The following is a 14,965-nucleotide window of genomic DNA, read 5'->3' as shown; positions in this document are numbered from 1 at the left end:
TCCGTGTGAGGAACGCCCGACCGCTTGCCCATAGGCGCATCTTTGCCGTTCGCGCGGAGCGACCGCAATGGGTGGATTGGAGTCATTGCGGGAAGGATACGGGCTTGTAGTGTGTCCCGATCGAAATCGATGAGCTACGCCGCCGCTTAGCAGCCATTCTCGCCGCCGAAGAACAAGAGCCTGCAAACTGGTCAGAGGTGGAGCGCCTGACGAGCGAGCTTCAACCGGAGCTACACGTCGATGCCACACCCGAAATCGTGTTCCACTATCTCGACGACGCGGACATACGCGCCCGCGACGAGGAGTATGCATTTCAGCAGCGGACCGCAGTTCGCCGCTTCGTCGAGAACGGCGATTACGACGATGGAACACCAATCCCGCTCTGGGGTTGCGCGCTTGTGGTCATGTTAGCTGGAGGCTTCATCTACTGGCTGACGATGTAGCTGCTCGATGTTCGCGATGGCTCGAAAGCGGACTTTTAGAGGCCTTGCGCTTTCAGCTCCGCTTCTGCCCACTCCCTAAAGTAGGCCAGTAGCTCCACGAGATTGAGCGGACCGCCAAAGCCCTCCCATCGGCTTCCGTCCAGCCTGCAGTTCACCCAATCTTCGTGTGAGCGATCGTGTGCCACGGGGGCGAACGGTCGCCCGTCCAAGAACGTGTCCGTCGTTTCGAAGCGAAAGTGCCAGCCGGGATTATCAATGTTCTCGATCGAGAAGCCGTAACCGTGTTCCCAATCTCCGTTGCATAGCGATCGATAAAAGTCTTGGAGCCAGTCGAGGTGCGGTCGCTCGGTCGCTTGCATGAGCTAGGTTTGTCAGTCCCGTCGAATGTCCGCAACGGGTGGTTTGCCGACTATGAGGCCCAAAGCTGGTCGACCGCCAAATAGCCGATCACCGTTAGGATCGGAATGCATATCGCGTAAGTGATATAACGATGCCGTCTTGCCAGCTTCCCGAACAATTTCTCGCCCACGGCTCCGCCGATGAGGCCAATGAGGATTTCATCGATCACTTGTTCAGCTCGCACGATCCTCAGGCGACCGCAATGGGTCGTTTGCAGACCTTCTATCCCACTCAGGCCAGACCGAGCAGCCAATCGGCGAGCGGCACCGGGTGAAGCTTGGCTCCGGGCATATGCTCGCTGAGTTCGCGGCGATGAGCCATGATCCAGGTCAGGCAGTCGGCGCGGCTGTCGAAGACTTCGAAGCGCTCGCGGGAAGGTGCCATGCTGATGCCGTCGACGAGGAAGCGGGCATGGGGGCGGCAGCCGGGTGCCGCGATCCAATCCCGGCTGGGCGCTTCGACCGCCAAGGCCCAATGCGGCCGGCGCGGGTCGAGCGTGTCCACCTGGCTCCTGTGCATTGATCCTCCTCTCCAGGCCAGCCGAGCCGCCGCGCCTCTTGCTCGGGCGCGGTCGGCTCGCCGGCTAGTTTACTCCGCCGGTTCGGCGATGCCGATCGGCTCGACGCTGCCGCCTTTTTGCGGCAGGTCGAAGCGGTCGGCATTCATCACCTTGGTCCAGGCATGGACGAAGTCGCGCACGAACTTGTCCTCGTGTCCGGCTTCGGCATAGACCTCGGCGACGGCGCGCAACTGGCTGTTCGATCCGAAGATCAGGTCCGTGCGGGTCGCCCGCCATTTCTCCTGCCGCCCGCCGCGATCGTAGCCGATGAACTCCTCGTCGCCGCTCTCGTCGATCACCTGCCAGAAGGTGTCGTTATCGAGCAGGTTGACGAAGAAGTCGTTGGTCAGCTGGCCCTTGCGCGTTGTGAAGACGCCTTCCGGCCGATCCTGGAAGTTGGCGCCGAGCACGCGCAGCCCCCCTAGCAGCACCGTCATTTCCGGCACGGAAAGGCCGAGCAGCGAGGCGCGGTCGAGGAGCAGCTCTTCGGTCTTCACGCTGTGCTTGGTCTTCAGATAGTTGCGGAAGCCATCGGCGACAGGCTCCATCACCGCGAAGCTCTCGACATCGGTCCAGTCCTGCGTCGCGTCGCCCCGGCCGCCGGTGAAAGGAACCTGCACGTTGAAGCCGGCGTCCCTCGCCGCTTTCTCCACCGCCGCCGTGCCGGCCAGCACGATCGCGTCGGCCATCGACAGGCTGCCGCGCAGCTCCTCAATCTTCGCCAGCACTCGGCCGAGTTCCTCCGGCTCGTTCACCGCCCAACCGCGTTGAGGCTCCAGCCGGATGCGCGCGCCATTGGCGCCGCCGCGATGGTCGGAGCGGCGATAGGTGGATGCGGATGCCCAGGCCGTCTTGACCAGCTGGCCGATGCTGAAGCCTGCGCCGAGGATCTTCGACTTGAACGCATCGACATCGCCGCTGGACGGCATCTTTCCGGCGGGAACCGGGTCCTGCCAGATCAGGTCTTCGGCCGGCACTTCCGGTCCGAGGTAGCGGACCTTCGGCCCCATGTCGCGATGGGTCAGCTTGAACCAGGCGCGGGCGAACGCGTCCTTGAACGCCTCATGGTCGTTGCGGAACTTCTCGGAGATCAAACGGAACTCCGGATCGACCTTCAGCGCCATGTCGGCGGTGGTCATCATCGTCGGGACGCGCTTGTTCGGATCATGTGCGGCCGGCGCCATGTCTTCCGGCTTCTGGTTGATCGGCTGCCATTGCTGCGCGCCGGCGGGAGAGCGGACGAGCTCATATTCATAGTCGAGCAGCAGCCGGAAATAATTCTCCGACCATTCGGTCGGCGTGTTCACCCAACTGCCTTCGATGCCGCTGGTGATGGTGTGCTCGCCGAAACCGCTTTCGTGCGCGCTCGCCCAGCCTAGACCCTGAAGCGCGATATCGGCCGCTTCCGGTGCGGCATCGACCAGGCTTGGATCGCCCGCGCCATGGGCCTTGCCGAAAGTATGACCGCCCGCAGTCAGCGCCACCGTCTCCTCATGGTTCATCGCCATGCGCTCGAAAGTGATCTTGATGTCGCGCGCGGACTGGAGCGGGTCGGGAATGCCGCCCGGGCCTTCCGGATTGACGTAGATCAGGCCCATCTGGATCGCGGCAAGCGGATGCTCGAGCTCCAACTGCTCCTCGGGCAGGATGCGTGTCTTGTTGTCCGGATGGCCGACGAATTGCTCTTCGGAGCCCCAATAGATGTCGCGTTCCGGCTCGAACACGTCGCGCCGTCCACCGCCGAAGCCGAAGACCGGACCGCCCATCGATTCGATCGCGACATTGCCCGCCAGGATGAACAGGTCCGCCCAGCTGATATGCTTGCCGTATTTGCGCTTGATCGGCCAGAGCAGCCGCCGCGCCTTGTCGAGATTGCCATTGTCCGGCCAGGAGTTGAGCGGGGCAAAGCGCTGTTGGCCGCTATTCGCCCCACCGCGTCCGTCGGCAGTGCGGTAGGTGCCGGCGGCGTGCCAGGCCATGCGGATCATCAGCCCGCCATAATTGCCATAATCGGCCGGCCACCAGGGCTGGCTGTCGGTCAGCATCTTGGCGATGTCGGCCTTCAGCGCCTGATAATCGAGCTGATCGAAGGCGGCAGCATAATCGAACTCGTCGCCCATCGGGTCGGGCGAGAGACCGCCCTGGTTCAGGACTTCGAGCGGAAGCGCCTCCGGCCACCAATCGCGGTTGGTACGGCCGAGCAGCGAGCGGACCGTGGTCGGCCGCTCAACGGGGCAGCCACTCATCTGACCGGTCTTCACGTCCATGGCGCATCTCTCCTCTTGTCGGGGGAGGCGACGATACGCCGGACGCCTGACGAAGATTAATGATTAAACCTCGTCGAAGATGATCAGGAAATCGATTGAAGCCGCCCTGCGCGGGTCACTTCTTCGCCGGATTGAAAAAGCTGTCGGTGTTCCAGCGGGGCGCCTCAGGTGCATCGGCGATTTCCTTGGCGATGGCGTAGTTGATGCTCGCGAACTTCGCGCCCGCCTTCCAGTCGATCGGCAGCTTCAGGTCGTCCGTTACCTTATGGTAGTGGGTGGAGAGGAAGCCGGTGAATTGCTTGTCGCCGCCATTGCCGAAGCCGGTCATCAGGAACACGCTCGGCACGCCTTCGCGCACGAATTTGTAATGGTCCGAGCGGGTGAACAGCCCTTCCTGGGGCAGCGGATCGGCCGCGAGCCCCACGCCTTCGCCCGAGGCGGCGCGCTGCACCATCGGCCCAAGGGTCGAGTGATTGGCGCCGAACGCGATCACGTCGCTAAAGTCGTAGAGCAGCACCGGCATGTCGAGGTTGACCACGCCGACCACCTTTCCCTTGCCCACCACCGGATGCTTGGCGAGATATTCGGCGCCGAGCAGCCCATCTTCCTCGGCGGTCACCGCCGCGAACAGGAACGAGCGCTTCGGCCGCGTGCCGCTGGTCGCGAACGCGCGGGCTACCTCCAGCATGGTCGAGATGCCGGTCGCATTGTCCATGGCGCCGTTATAGATCTTGTCCTCGCCGGGCAGCTTCGGGTCGGTGCCCTCGTGATCGAGATGGGCCATCAGCAGCACATATTCGTCCTTCAGCGCCGGATCGGAGCCCGGCAGCACACCCAGCACGTTTGGGCTGGTGAAGCGGCGATGGCTGCTCCGGTTGATGATGGTAACTGAGGGCTTGAGCGCGAAGCCCTTGGGTTTGCCGCCCTGCTTGTCGGCCTCGGCGAGCACAGCGGCAAGGCTGGTCCTGGCGCCGGCGAACAGCGCTTCGGCGGGCGCCTGATCGAAGGTCGCTGTGACGCGGAGCTTCGGGGCCAGCGCATAGGGCATGCCGTCCGGCTGGACCCAGCCGATCGACGGCTCGGCCGCGCTCTTCAAATAATAGTCGAACTTGCGGCGCTGTTGATCCTGCAGCGTGCGGATCGTGATCACGCCCAGGGCGCCGCGCTGCTCGGCGAAACGCTGCTTCATCGAATTCAGATGAGCGCCGACTTCGCTTGGCGTGCCCTTCGGAAAGCCGCTCAGCACGACGACATATTTGCCGCGAACGTCGAGCCCGCGATAATCGTCGAAGCCGGCCGCCGGAGCGTCGAGGCCGTAGCCGACGAAGACGGCGGGCGCGGTCAGCTCCTGCGAAGTCGCAAGCGGGCTGCCGCCGACCGCTACGTCCTTGGCCGCATCGAAGCTGCGCCCGCCAACCGACACGCTCGCGGTGCCGGTGCGCAGTGCCTCGACAAAGGGCACCTGCTGATACCATCCGTAACTGCCTGCCGGGGTGAGGCCGAGACCGAGGAACTGCGAGCCGACATAGCTGGCCGCCAGGTCATAACCGCGCGTGCCTGCGTCGCGCCCTTCCATCAGGTCGGTGGCGAGGAACTCGACATGGGAGCGGAACCGCTCGGGCGTGAACTCCTGGGCATTGGCGGGCGCGGCGAGAACGGAAGCGAGCAGCAGCGGGCGGAGGATCATCGTCGGTCCTGGAAAGGGCTGAGAGTGCATGGGGATAGCGGGTGCGCCGACGAGCTGCCAGTCGCCGTTCGTCGAAGCTCGTCGTACGTTCGTCGACGTCAGCGCTTTTTTCCCGTCAGATCCGTTCGTCATCCCCGCGAAAGCGGGGATCCAGCTTCTTCTTGCGACTCCTGGGTTCCGGCTTTCGCGGGAATGACGAGGTGGTATGCGCTAGCCGAGCACGGAACCCACGGCGGTCGCCCAGCCCTCGAGGCGCTCGCGGCGTTTACCCTGGTCGATGGCCGGCTCGAACACGCGCACTTCCCCGCGCATCGCTGCCGCTCCCTCCAGAGAACTGAACAGACCCGCTCCGACCCCGGCCAGCATGGCCGCGCCCATCGCAGTGGTCTCGACGAAGCCGGGCCGCTCGACGGTGACGCCGAGCATGTCGGCCAGATCCTGTGCCAGCCAGTCGTTCGCCGCCATGCCGCCGTCGATGCGCAGCCGTGTCCAATCGCAGCCATCGCCGGCAAAGGCGGTCTTCAAGTCGTGCGTCTGCAGCGCCTGTGCCTCAAGGGCGGCGCGGACGATGTGCGCGCGCTTGGCTGAAAAGCTCAACCCGGTGATGGCGGCGCGCGCGTCGGGCCGCCACCAGGGCGCGCCGAGGCCGGACAGCGCCGGAACCAGGTATACGTCGCCATTGTCCGGCACTGATCGCGCGATTTCCTCCGACTCAGCGGCACTGGCGAGCAGGCCGACATCGTCGCGCAGCCATTTGATAAGACTCCCGGCGACGAATACGCTGCCCTCAAGCGCATAATGACGCTGCCCGCCCAACTGCCAGGCGACTGTTGCGAGCAGGCGGTGGCGCGAGGCGGGAAGGGAGGTTCCGGTGGCGGTTAGCACGAACGCGCCAGTGCCGTAGGTCGCCTTGGTGTCGCCGGGCGACAGGCAGGCTTGGCCGATGGTAGCCGCCTGCTGGTCGCCGGCGAGCCCGCAGATCGGAATGGGCGCGCCGAACAGCCGCGTCTCGCCGAAGCGCCCAGCACAGTCGACAATTTCGGGGAGGATCGCCCGCGGCACGCCGAACAGGGCGAGCAGGCCGTCATCCCAGCCGCCGCTGCCGATCGCCATCAGCGCGGTGCGGCTGGCATTGGTCGCGTCGGTGACGTGGAGCCCGCCGGTCAGCTTCCAAATCAGCCAGGACTCGACGGTGCCGACCGTGAGCCGGTCCCCCGCCTCCTTTAGTTGCGGCCAATGCTCGAGCGCCCAGCCGATTTTGGACGCAGAGAAATAGGGATCGAGCAGCAGCCCGGTCTTGGCCTGGACCGCGGCTTCATGCCCCTGTTCCTTGAGCGCGGCGCAGCGATCCGCGGTGCGCCGGTCCTGCCACACGATTGCGCGGGAGAGCGGCTCGCCAGTCGCCTTGTCCCAGAAGACGATCGTCTCGCGTTGATTGGTGATGCCGATCGCCGCGATCCGCTCCGCACCGCCCGCCTTGCCGACCATCTCGTGCGCACATTCGAGCGTCCGCTCCCAGATCTCGGCCGCATCATGCTCCACGAGACCGGGCGCGGGATAATGCTGGGTCAGTTCGCGTTGCGCGGAGCCGAGGCATGTGCCGTCCGCTCCGAACAGCATCGCGCGGGTCGAAGTGGTGCCTTCGTCGATGACAAGGATGGTTTCCGGCATATTCTCCCCCTTTCGCCATCTGGCGGTGGCGCTTCGTCTGGCGCATAAACGCCTCATGCGTGCGGAACAATCGGAGCGGGTGGAGAGGCGGCCGGAGCCGGTGCCGCTGGATCGGCTGCGCCGCGCGCCGGAGCCGACGCTCGAATATCAGCGCAACCGGCTGCTCGCCGGATTAACCCTCGTCGCCAGCATCGGGCTGCTGCTGGGGCTTCCGTTCGCGCTGCGCGCCGGGGCCGAGTTCTTCCTGCCGGTCACCGCCGCGATGGTGATTGCGATCGCGCTCGTGCCGCTGCTCGAATGGCTGGAGCGGCGGCGGGTGCCCTCCGGCATTGCCGCGTTCGTCTGCCTGTTCGTGTTCCTGGTTATCGCCAATGCGGCGCTCGCCTCGATCGTGGTGCCGGCGACCGAATGGTTCCGGGCGCTTCCCGAGCGGATCCCGCAGATCCAGGCCAATCTGGCGCCGCTGATCGACTTCTATTCGAACCTGCAGAAGTTCGTCGACGATACCGTGCAGATGCTGGCGAGCGGACCTGTCGCCGCGGCTCAGGCCTCGGCCGTTCAGGCGCCGAGCTCGATCATGGACTATGTCTCATCGGCGCCGCACGCCGCCATCCAGCTCTTCTTCGCGATCCTCGTCATCTACTTCTTCCTGTGCGGCTGGACTCGGCTTCGGGAGCGGACGATCACCAGCCGCGGCAGCTTCGGCGGGGCACTGGCGACTGCGCGAGTGATCCAAAATGTCGTCGATTCGACCTCGGCCTATCTGGGCACGATCACCTTCATCAACGTCACGCTCGGCCTGCTGGTCGCTGTGGCGCTGTGGGCGATCGGCATGCCGTCGCCCCTGATGTGGGGCGGCATCGTCGCCCTGCTGAACTACGTTCCCTATATCGGCCCGATCCTGGCGGCGATCCTGCTCGCGCTGGGCGGTCTGATGACTTTCTCGGACGTCTGGCTCGCGTTGCTGCCGGCCGCGATTCAGATCGTGCTCCACGTGATCGAGGCCAATGCGATCACGCCAGCGATCCTAGGCAAGAGGCTGACGATCAACCCGCTGCTGATCCTTTTGTCGCTGAGCTTCTGGGGATGGGTCTGGGGCACGCCGGGAGCGCTGCTGGCGGTGCCGCTACTGATCATCATCCAGACAGTAATGAGCGCCGCGGGCAAGCCGGACATTGCGGGCTTCCTGTTCGAAGAAGGCACTTTGGTCGCTGGCCATGGCGATCATGGAGACCCGGACGAATAGCGTTGACAGGGTTGCGAGCCTCCCCTAACCGGCGCGCCTCAACCGAAGCGCGGGTGTAGCTCAGTCGGTTAGAGCGCCGGCCTGTCACGCCGGAGGTCGCGGGTTCGAGCCCCGTCACTCGCGCCATTTTCCCGTCACGATCCAGCGCATGATCGGCTTGGCCGGGAAGATCCATGCCACGCCCGCCACGATATAGACGAACGCCTGGAGAAGGATCGGCAGGCGTCCGATGAGGCCCGAGAAGCTGGCGACGATCACCGCCCAGAGCGCGATCACGCTCAGGACCAGGAACATGCCGATTACGCTGCGCTTGGCCGGGTCCATCAGGCGATCCATTCCCGTTCGGTAAGCACGGCGTGGAGCGGCACGTCCCAAGGGTCCTGCGGCACCATCTCCACTTCCTGCACGCTCCAGGCCATGCCGACCCGCACCGCATCCGGATAGCGTGCGAAAGCGCGGTCGTAGAAGCCAGCCCCTTGGCCGAGCCGGTGCAGCCGCCGGTCGAAGCCGAGCAGCGGCGCAAGGAACAGGTCGGGCGCGACTTCTTCAGCCGTGGTGCGATCGGGTTGGCTCAGGCCGTATGGGCCGGTCACCAGTGACTGGCCCGGTGTCCAGGACAGGAAGCGCATCGGAACGGATCGACGCTCCACATAAGGCAAGGCGATGATCGCTCCCTGAGCATGCGCCTGCTCCAGCAGCGCCGCCGGATCGGCTTCGCTGCCGACAGCGACATAACCGGCGACCACTTGGGAGGAGGCGAACAGAGCCTTGAGCGGCGTCGGCGCGCGGCGAAAGTCAAAGGCCTGCCCAGCCGTGTCCAGGCCCGCAACCAAGGCGTCGCGCCGTGCGCGCAGCTCGGCGCGCAACCTCGGCTTCAACTCGTCCGGCTCCATTCAGCGCGCCTTAAGCGTGGTCGGGCGCGCTGCCTAGCCGGACTCGGCTCGCGCGGGGCTTGCCAGCGTTCAGGTGCGGGATTAGGTGCCTTACGCAAAGCTTAACACGAAGGACTATTCATGAGCGAAACTGCCGACCGCGTGAAGAAGATCGTCGTCGAGCATCTCGGCGTCGAAGCCGACAAGGTGACCGAGGACGCCAGCTTCATCGACGATCTGGGCGCGGACAGTCTCGACATTGTCGAGCTCGTCATGGCTTTCGAGGAAGAGTTCGGCGTCGAGATTCCGGACGATGCCGCCGAAAAGATCACGACCGTCAAGGACGCGATCAGCTATATCGACAACAACAAGGGCTGAGCCCCTCGTGGGCGGGTTCCGTCCGCCGCGTTGAACGAACGGCTCTCCCGCCCATTTGGGGCAGGGGGGCCGTTTCGCATTGAAGAACTGGAGTTAGCGCATGCGCCGTGTCGTCGTCACCGGTCTTGGTCTGGTCACCCCCCTGGGAGCCGATGTCGAGACGGCTTGGAGCAACATCAAGGCCGGCAAGTCGGGCGCGGCGACGATCACGCGCTTTGACGCGACCGATTACGCCTGCGACTATGCCTGCGAAGTTAAGCCAGCCGATCACGAATATGGCTTCGATCCGAACAAGCGCGTCGACCACAAGGTGCAGCGTCAGGTCGATCCGTTCATCATCTACGGCATCGACGCGGCAGGCCAGGCCATGGAAGATGCCGGCCTGATCGATGCCAGCGAGGAAGAGCGGCTGCGCATCGGCTGTTCCATCGGCGCAGGCATCGGCGGCCTGCCGGGCATCGAGTCTGAGTCGCTGGTGCTGCACGAAAAGGGACCGCGGCGCGTTTCGCCCCACTTCGTTCATGGACGGCTGATCAACCTTATCTCGGGCCAGGTCTCGATCAAATACGGGCTGATGGGTCCGAACCACGCAGTGGTGACCGCCTGCTCGACCGGCGCCCATTCGATCGGTGACGCCGGGCGGATGATTCAGCTGGGCGATGCGGACGTGATGCTCGCGGGCGGCGCGGAGGGCGCGATCTGCCCGATCGGCATCGCCGGTTTCGCCCAGGCCCGCGCGCTTTCGACCAACTTCAAGGCCGAACCGCATCGCGGCAGCCGCCCCTATGACAAGGACCGCGACGGCTTCGTCATGGGCGAAGGCGCGGGCGTCGTCGTGCTCGAGGAATATGAGCGCGCGAAGAAGCGCGGCGCGAAAATCTATGCCGAGCTGATCGGCTATGGCATGTCGGGCGATGCCTATCACGTCACCGCGCCGCATCCCGAAGGGGCGGGCGCCTTCCGGGCTATGAAGGTGGCGATGGAACGTTCGGGCCTCGACCTAGGCGACATCGACTATATCAATGCGCACGGCACTTCTACGCCGCTGGGGGACGAGCTGGAACTCGGCGCGGTCCGCCGCCTGTTCGGCAACAACATCGCCAATCTGTCGATGAGCTCGACCAAGTCGATGATCGGTCACTTGCTCGGGGGTGCGGGCGCGGTGGAGACGATCTTCTGCATCCTGGCGATGCGCGACCAGATCGCTCCCCCCACGATCAATCTCGAAAATCCGAGCGAAGGCGTGGAAGGGGTGGACCTCGTTCCCAACGTCGCGAAGGAGCGGAAGATCAAGGCTGTGCTGAACAACAGCTTCGGCTTTGGCGGCACCAATGCCAGCCTGGTGCTGAGGGCGGTCTGAGCACCGAAACTCCGTTCGGCCTGAGCTTGTCGAAGGCCTGCTTTTCTTCTTAGGCCTGAGGCAAGGAAGTGCAGGGCTTCGACAGGCTCAGCCCGAACGGAGTGGTGGATAATGCGGCGCCTGATTGTCTTACTCGCGGCCCTCGCGCTCGTCGCCGTCGCGGCAGCCTTCTACTCCTGGAACGGCGCCGGTCCGGCGGCCAAACCGACGGCTGTCATCGTTCCCGAAGGCGGCACGCTGCGCTCCGCCGCGCGGGAACTGGAGAAGGCGGGTGCCATTGCCTCGGCCGACCGCTTCTACTTGTTGGCGCGGCTGTTCGGCGGCGAAGGCACCATCCGCGCCGGCGAATATGAAGTGCCCAAGCACGCGAGCGCGCGCGAAATTGTGGCGCTGCTACAATCGGGCAAGACGCTGCAGCGCTTCGTCACCATCCCCGAAGGCATGCCCTCGATCCTGGTGCATGAGAAATTGATGGCGACGCCGCTCCTGACCGGCTCCGCGCCGGTGCCGGCGGAAGGATCGGTGCTGCCGGACAGCTACAGCTACCAGCGGGGCGAAAGCCGAGCAGCGGTGCTGAAGCGCATGACGACCGCGATGGACAAGGCGTTGGCCGAGCTTTGGCTGAAGCGGAAAGCCACGTCTGTGGTGCGCTCGCCGCAGGAAGCTGTGAACCTTGCTGCTATCGTCGAGAAGGAGACGGGCGTTCCGGCCGAACGCCGCATGGTCGCCGGTGTCTATTCGAACCGGCTGCGCATCGGCATGCCCCTCCAGGCCGATCCGACCGTCATCTATCCGGTGACAAAGGGTAAGCCACTCGGCCGCCGCATCCTTCGCTCGGAGCTGCAGGCGGACAATGGCTACAACACCTATGCGAGAGCCGGGCTGCCGGCGGGGCCGATCGCCAATCCCGGCCGGGCCTCGATCGCGGCGGTGCTCGATCCGGCGCCGACCAAAGCGCTGTATTTCGTCGCCAAGGGCGATGGCGGCCATGTCTTTGCCGATACGCTTGCCGAGCACAACGCGAACGTCGCCCGATGGTACGCGCTCCGTCGCGCCCGCGGCGAGATGTGACCGGCGACTAGATAAATAGGGACAGTCCCTATTTTTCAGCCGAGCTTCTCAATCTTCGACTGAAGCTCAGCCATCTGCGCCTTCAAGGCGGCAATTTCGTCGTCCTTGCTCTCCGCTGCCGGCTTGCTCTTCGGCTTGAAGGCGCTGGTCGCGGCTTCGAGCATTTCCATGTTGCGGCGCGCGATCTCGGCGAAGGGTCCGCCCGCAAAGGCGCCTTCCATGGCCTTGTGGAACTGGGCCTGATTCTTACGGAACGCCTCCATCGACGCGTCCAGATACTGCGGCACCATCGACTGCATGGAGTCGCCGTACATTGAGATCAGCTGGCGCAGGAAGTTGACCGGCAGCATGGTCTGGCCGCGCGCCTCCTCCTCCATGATGATCTGGGTCAGCACCGAGCGGGTGATGTCCTCGTCGGTGCGGGCATCGAGCACCTGAAACTCGCGGCCTTCACGCACCATCGTCGCCAGATGCTCGAGCGTGATGTAGCTCGACGTCTCCGTGTTATAGAGGCGGCGGTTCGCATATTTCTTGATGATCACGACGCCCGAGCCGTCGCGGGGATTCTTGGCCATGGACGTGCCCTTAGCTGAAAGCCCGATGCTAGCACCCCCCCATGCCGCAGCGCAACACGGGCCGCGGCCGCTGCCCTTGTTCCTCGATCTGGTGCGGGAGCAGACGCGGGACGACCTGCCGCGTCGGGCGCGCATTCTGGAGGGCTTGCGAGCGTATCAGGCGGCACCGCGGACCGGTCGATTGCCGAAGATGCCGGTGATTGCCCGCGCCGGCCGAGCGATGCTGCGCCACTATGGCGGTGAGGGGCCGCCGGCGGTGTTCGTGCCTTCGCTGATCAACCCGCCGGCCATTCTCGATTTGAGCGAGCACAACTCGCTCTTGCGCTGGATGGCGGGGCAGGGAGTCAGGCCGCTGCTGGTCGATTGGGGCGATCCGTCCGACCATGCTCCAGCTCAAGGCGAAGATGTCTTCAGTCACGCCTCGCTCCTCCTCCCGCTGCTCGATCAACTGGGTGAGTCCGTGCATCTGATCGGCTATTGCCTAGGCGGCACGATGGCGCTTGCCGCCTCCATGCAGGCGCGGCTCCTGAGCCTGACGCTGATCGCAGCGCCGTGGCATTTCGCCGGCTTTGGCGAGCAGGCGCGGGCGGAGATCGGCGCACTGTGGCAGGCCGCGCGTCCTTCGGCCGAGCGGCTGGGGCTGGTGCCGATGGAGGTGCTGCAGACCGGCTTTTGGCGGCTTGATCCGGCCCGTACTGTGGCGAAGTATGAGGCGTTCAGCCAGTTCGAGCCGGACAGCGAACAGGCACGCGGCTTCGTCGCGCTGGAGGATTGGGCGAATGACGGAGCGCCCCTCACCTTTGCCGCTGGACGCGAGCTGTTCGAGGGCATGATCGGCGCGGACGTGACCGGGCGCGGCGACTGGCATGGTGTCGATCCGAAGCTGGTCGGGGTGCCGACGCTCGAGTTCGTGTCGCTGCACGACCGGATCGTGCCCGCCCCAAGTTCGGCGCGCTTGCCCAACCAGAAGCTTCTTGGCCTCGGCCATGTCGGCATGATCGTCGGATCGCGTGCGCGGGAGCAGTTGTGGGAGCCGCTCGCCGCTCATCTTTCGCAGGCGCAGCAAAGCTGATAATCGGCGCGCCATTTCCCTTCTCTCGCAGGAGCGCACTCATGCAGGACATCGTCATCATCGCCGCCAAGCGCACGCCGGTCGGCAGCTTTCTCGGCTCCTATTCGGCAACCCCCGCGCACGAACTCGGTCGCGTGGCGATCGAAGCCGCGCTGGCCCAGGCCGGCGTGAAGGGCGAGGACGTGTCCGAAGTCATTCTCGGCCAGGTGCTGACGGCGGCGCAGGGCCAGAACCCGGCGCGCCAGGCCTCGATCGCCGCCGGCGTGCCGAAGGAAGTGCCCGCCTGGGGCCTTAACCAGGTCTGTGGCTCCGGCATGCGCGCGGTCGCCACCGCCGCCCAGATGATCGCGACCGGCGACGCCAGGATCGTCGTCGCGGGCGGCCAGGAAAATATGTCGCTGTCGCCCCATGCGCAGCAGCTCCGCGGTGGCACCAAGATGGGCTCGGTCGAGCTGACCGACACGATGATCAAGGACGGCCTGACCGACGTCTTCAACGGCTACCACATGGGCGTGACCGCCGAGAACCTGGCTGAGCGCTACCAGATCACGCGCGACCAGCAGGATGAGTTCGCCTGCGCATCGCAGAACAAGGCCGAGAAGGCCCGCGCCGCCGGCCGCTTCGACGACGAGATCGCGCCGGTGACGATCAAGGGCCGCAAGGGCGACACGGTCGTCGACCGCGACGAGTTTATTCGTGAAGGCGTGGCGGTGGCGAGCCTTGCCGGCCTGAAGCCTGCCTTCAAGCGTGACGGCGGCTCGGTCACGGCCGGCAACGCCTCCGGCTTGAACGATGGCGCTGCGGTGCTGGTTGTCACCACTCGCGAGGAGGCCGAGCGCCGCGGTGCGCCGGTGCTCGCACGCATTGCCAGCTGGGCCTCCGCCGGCGTCGACCCCGCGATCATGGGCATCGGCCCGGTCCCTGCCAGCCAGAAGGCGCTGGAGAAGGCCGGCTGGACCATCGCCGACCTGGACCTGATCGAAGCGAACGAAGCCTTCGCCGCCCAGGCGCTGGCGGTCGGCAAGGAACTTGGCTGGGACGCGGACAAGGTCAACGTCAATGGCGGCGCCATCTCGATCGGCCACCCGATCGGCGCGTCCGGCGCGCGCATCCTGACCACGCTCATCTACGAGATGCAGAAGCGGGATGCGAAGAAAGGCCTCGCCACTCTCTGCATCGGCGGCGGCATGGGCATTGCCATGTGCCTGGAGCGGTAGCGGCCTCTTCCGTTCGTATCGAGCGAAGTCGAGATACGCTTCTCGACTTCGCTCGAAGCGAACGGGCCGCTTAAATCCAAACCCGCTCCAACCGGTCGCCGAGCGCCGTCAGAAGCTCATACTGGGCCAGCCCCGATGCCGCCGAGGC

General features: G+C 65.2%; 16 protein-coding genes and 1 tRNA gene. 8 read left to right on the top strand and 9 right to left on the bottom strand.

What is annotated here, in order from left to right; genetic code table 11:
- Positions 1 to 197 precede the first annotated feature (197 nt).
- Positions 198 to 443, top strand: a complete 246-nt coding sequence (locus tag VGT77_RS10165) for a hypothetical protein (RefSeq protein ID WP_327462174.1) — start codon at positions 198 to 200, stop codon at positions 441 to 443.
- A gap of 35 nt (positions 444 to 478) precedes the next feature.
- Here the strand turns inward: VGT77_RS10165 and VGT77_RS15630 are convergent, their stop codons facing one another.
- The 6 genes from VGT77_RS15630 to glpK form a co-directional block, all read right to left on the bottom strand.
- On the bottom strand, positions 479 to 802 hold the full coding sequence (locus tag VGT77_RS15630; RefSeq protein ID WP_414713385.1) for an immunity 53 family protein: 324 nt from the start codon (positions 800 to 802) through the stop codon (positions 479 to 481).
- Between the two features lie 50 nt (positions 803 to 852).
- Positions 853 to 1,011 carry a hypothetical protein gene (locus VGT77_RS10160; protein ID WP_327462172.1) on the bottom strand — a complete coding sequence of 53 codons (159 nt, stop codon included), beginning with the start codon at positions 1,009 to 1,011 and terminating at the stop codon, positions 853 to 855.
- 62 nt (positions 1,012 to 1,073) lie between these two features.
- Positions 1,074 to 1,361 carry a hypothetical protein gene (locus VGT77_RS10155; RefSeq protein ID WP_327462170.1) on the bottom strand — a complete coding sequence of 96 codons (288 nt, stop codon included), beginning with the start codon at positions 1,359 to 1,361 and terminating at the stop codon, positions 1,074 to 1,076.
- 69 nt (positions 1,362 to 1,430) lie between these two features.
- Complete coding sequence (gene katG / locus VGT77_RS10150; protein ID WP_327462168.1) at positions 1,431 to 3,668, bottom strand: catalase/peroxidase HPI; 2,238 nt, start codon at positions 3,666 to 3,668, stop codon at positions 1,431 to 1,433.
- Positions 3,669 to 3,783: 115 nt separating this feature from the next.
- The gene (locus VGT77_RS10145) at positions 3,784 to 5,355 is read right to left on the bottom strand and encodes a M28 family metallopeptidase (protein ID WP_327462166.1); all 1,572 of its coding nucleotides are present in this window, start codon (positions 5,353 to 5,355) and stop codon (positions 3,784 to 3,786) included.
- 210 nt (positions 5,356 to 5,565) lie between these two features.
- Positions 5,566 to 7,026: a glycerol kinase GlpK gene (glpK, locus tag VGT77_RS10140; protein ID WP_327462164.1), complete on the bottom strand. Its 1,461-nt coding sequence runs from the start codon at positions 7,024 to 7,026 to the stop codon at positions 5,566 to 5,568.
- A gap of 55 nt (positions 7,027 to 7,081) precedes the next feature.
- Here glpK and VGT77_RS10135 point away from each other — a divergent pair, with 55 nt between their 5' ends.
- Both VGT77_RS10135 and VGT77_RS10130 read left to right on the top strand, forming a co-directional pair.
- On the top strand, positions 7,082 to 8,272 hold the full coding sequence (locus tag VGT77_RS10135) for an AI-2E family transporter (protein WP_327462162.1): 1,191 nt from the start codon (positions 7,082 to 7,084) through the stop codon (positions 8,270 to 8,272).
- A 49-nt stretch (positions 8,273 to 8,321) separates the two neighbouring features.
- Positions 8,322 to 8,398 (top strand) — tRNA-Asp (locus VGT77_RS10130).
- On the opposite strand, the gene VGT77_RS10125 is transcribed toward VGT77_RS10130, so the two are convergent.
- The gene (locus VGT77_RS10125) at positions 8,387 to 8,608 is read right to left on the bottom strand and encodes a DUF2842 domain-containing protein (protein ID WP_327462160.1); all 222 of its coding nucleotides are present in this window, start codon (positions 8,606 to 8,608) and stop codon (positions 8,387 to 8,389) included. The two genes, VGT77_RS10130 and VGT77_RS10125, sit on opposite strands and share 12 nt — an antisense overlap.
- Positions 8,596 to 9,165: a 5-formyltetrahydrofolate cyclo-ligase gene (locus tag VGT77_RS10120; RefSeq protein WP_327462158.1), complete on the bottom strand. Its 570-nt coding sequence runs from the start codon at positions 9,163 to 9,165 to the stop codon at positions 8,596 to 8,598. Before VGT77_RS10120 ends, VGT77_RS10125 begins: the two co-directional genes overlap by 13 nt.
- Positions 9,166 to 9,285: 120 nt before the next feature.
- Between VGT77_RS10120 and VGT77_RS10115 the strand changes: the two genes are divergently transcribed.
- The 3 genes from VGT77_RS10115 to mltG all read left to right on the top strand — a co-directional run bounded on the left by VGT77_RS10115 (position 9,286) and on the right by mltG (position 11,953).
- Positions 9,286 to 9,522 (top strand): acyl carrier protein, encoded by a 237-nt coding sequence (locus VGT77_RS10115; RefSeq protein WP_171128760.1) that lies wholly within the window; start codon positions 9,286 to 9,288, stop codon positions 9,520 to 9,522.
- Between the two features lie 100 nt (positions 9,523 to 9,622).
- Positions 9,623 to 10,882: a beta-ketoacyl-ACP synthase II gene (fabF, locus tag VGT77_RS10110; RefSeq protein ID WP_327462154.1), complete on the top strand. Its 1,260-nt coding sequence runs from the start codon at positions 9,623 to 9,625 to the stop codon at positions 10,880 to 10,882.
- A gap of 111 nt (positions 10,883 to 10,993) precedes the next feature.
- Positions 10,994 to 11,953: an endolytic transglycosylase MltG gene (gene mltG / locus VGT77_RS10105; protein ID WP_327462151.1), complete on the top strand. Its 960-nt coding sequence runs from the start codon at positions 10,994 to 10,996 to the stop codon at positions 11,951 to 11,953.
- 35 nt (positions 11,954 to 11,988) lie between these two features.
- Here mltG and phaR read toward each other — a convergent pair whose 3' ends face one another.
- Positions 11,989 to 12,528 (bottom strand): polyhydroxyalkanoate synthesis repressor PhaR, encoded by a 540-nt coding sequence (gene phaR / locus VGT77_RS10100; protein ID WP_327462149.1) that lies wholly within the window; start codon positions 12,526 to 12,528, stop codon positions 11,989 to 11,991.
- 25 nt (positions 12,529 to 12,553) lie between these two features.
- On the opposite strand from phaR, the gene VGT77_RS10095 reads away from it, so the two are divergent.
- Positions 12,554 to 13,600, top strand: coding sequence for an alpha/beta fold hydrolase (locus VGT77_RS10095; protein WP_327462147.1), 1,047 nt, complete (start codon positions 12,554 to 12,556; stop codon positions 13,598 to 13,600).
- A 41-nt stretch (positions 13,601 to 13,641) separates the two neighbouring features.
- Positions 13,642 to 14,817, top strand: a complete 1,176-nt coding sequence (locus tag VGT77_RS10090; RefSeq protein ID WP_327462145.1) for an acetyl-CoA C-acetyltransferase — start codon at positions 13,642 to 13,644, stop codon at positions 14,815 to 14,817.
- The last annotated feature ends 148 nt before the right edge of the window (positions 14,818 to 14,965 follow it).

Origin of the sequence: Sphingomonas sp., assembly GCF_035944535.1 — a bacterium.
Classification (GTDB): domain Bacteria; phylum Pseudomonadota; class Alphaproteobacteria; order Sphingomonadales; family Sphingomonadaceae; genus Sphingomonas_B.
This window is presented reverse-complemented; position numbering and strand designations above follow the sequence as displayed.

What these genes read in the sequence shown, in the direction of transcription:
- VGT77_RS10145 (WP_327462166.1), bottom strand. Translation starts at nt 5,355, where the DNA reads ATGATCCTCCGCCCGCTGCTGCTCGCTTCCGTTCTCGCCGCGCCCGCC.
- mltG (WP_327462151.1), top strand. Translation starts at nt 10,994, where the DNA reads ATGCGGCGCCTGATTGTCTTACTCGCGGCCCTCGCGCTCGTCGCCGTC.
- glpK (WP_327462164.1), bottom strand. Translation starts at nt 7,026, where the DNA reads ATGCCGGAAACCATCCTTGTCATCGACGAAGGCACCACTTCGACCCGC.
- VGT77_RS10135 (WP_327462162.1), top strand. Translation starts at nt 7,082, where the DNA reads ATGCGTGCGGAACAATCGGAGCGGGTGGAGAGGCGGCCGGAGCCGGTG.
- VGT77_RS10155 (WP_327462170.1), bottom strand. Translation starts at nt 1,361, where the DNA reads ATGCACAGGAGCCAGGTGGACACGCTCGACCCGCGCCGGCCGCATTGG.
- phaR (WP_327462149.1), bottom strand. Translation starts at nt 12,528, where the DNA reads ATGGCCAAGAATCCCCGCGACGGCTCGGGCGTCGTGATCATCAAGAAA.
- katG (WP_327462168.1), bottom strand. Translation starts at nt 3,668, where the DNA reads ATGGACGTGAAGACCGGTCAGATGAGTGGCTGCCCCGTTGAGCGGCCG.
- VGT77_RS10115 (WP_171128760.1), top strand. Translation starts at nt 9,286, where the DNA reads ATGAGCGAAACTGCCGACCGCGTGAAGAAGATCGTCGTCGAGCATCTC.
- fabF (WP_327462154.1), top strand. Translation starts at nt 9,623, where the DNA reads ATGCGCCGTGTCGTCGTCACCGGTCTTGGTCTGGTCACCCCCCTGGGA.
- VGT77_RS10095 (WP_327462147.1), top strand. Translation starts at nt 12,554, where the DNA reads ATGCTAGCACCCCCCCATGCCGCAGCGCAACACGGGCCGCGGCCGCTG.
- VGT77_RS10120 (WP_327462158.1), bottom strand. Translation starts at nt 9,165, where the DNA reads ATGGAGCCGGACGAGTTGAAGCCGAGGTTGCGCGCCGAGCTGCGCGCA.
- VGT77_RS10090 (WP_327462145.1), top strand. Translation starts at nt 13,642, where the DNA reads ATGCAGGACATCGTCATCATCGCCGCCAAGCGCACGCCGGTCGGCAGC.
- VGT77_RS10125 (WP_327462160.1), bottom strand. Translation starts at nt 8,608, where the DNA reads ATGGATCGCCTGATGGACCCGGCCAAGCGCAGCGTAATCGGCATGTTC.
- VGT77_RS15630 (WP_414713385.1), bottom strand. Translation starts at nt 802, where the DNA reads ATGCAAGCGACCGAGCGACCGCACCTCGACTGGCTCCAAGACTTTTAT.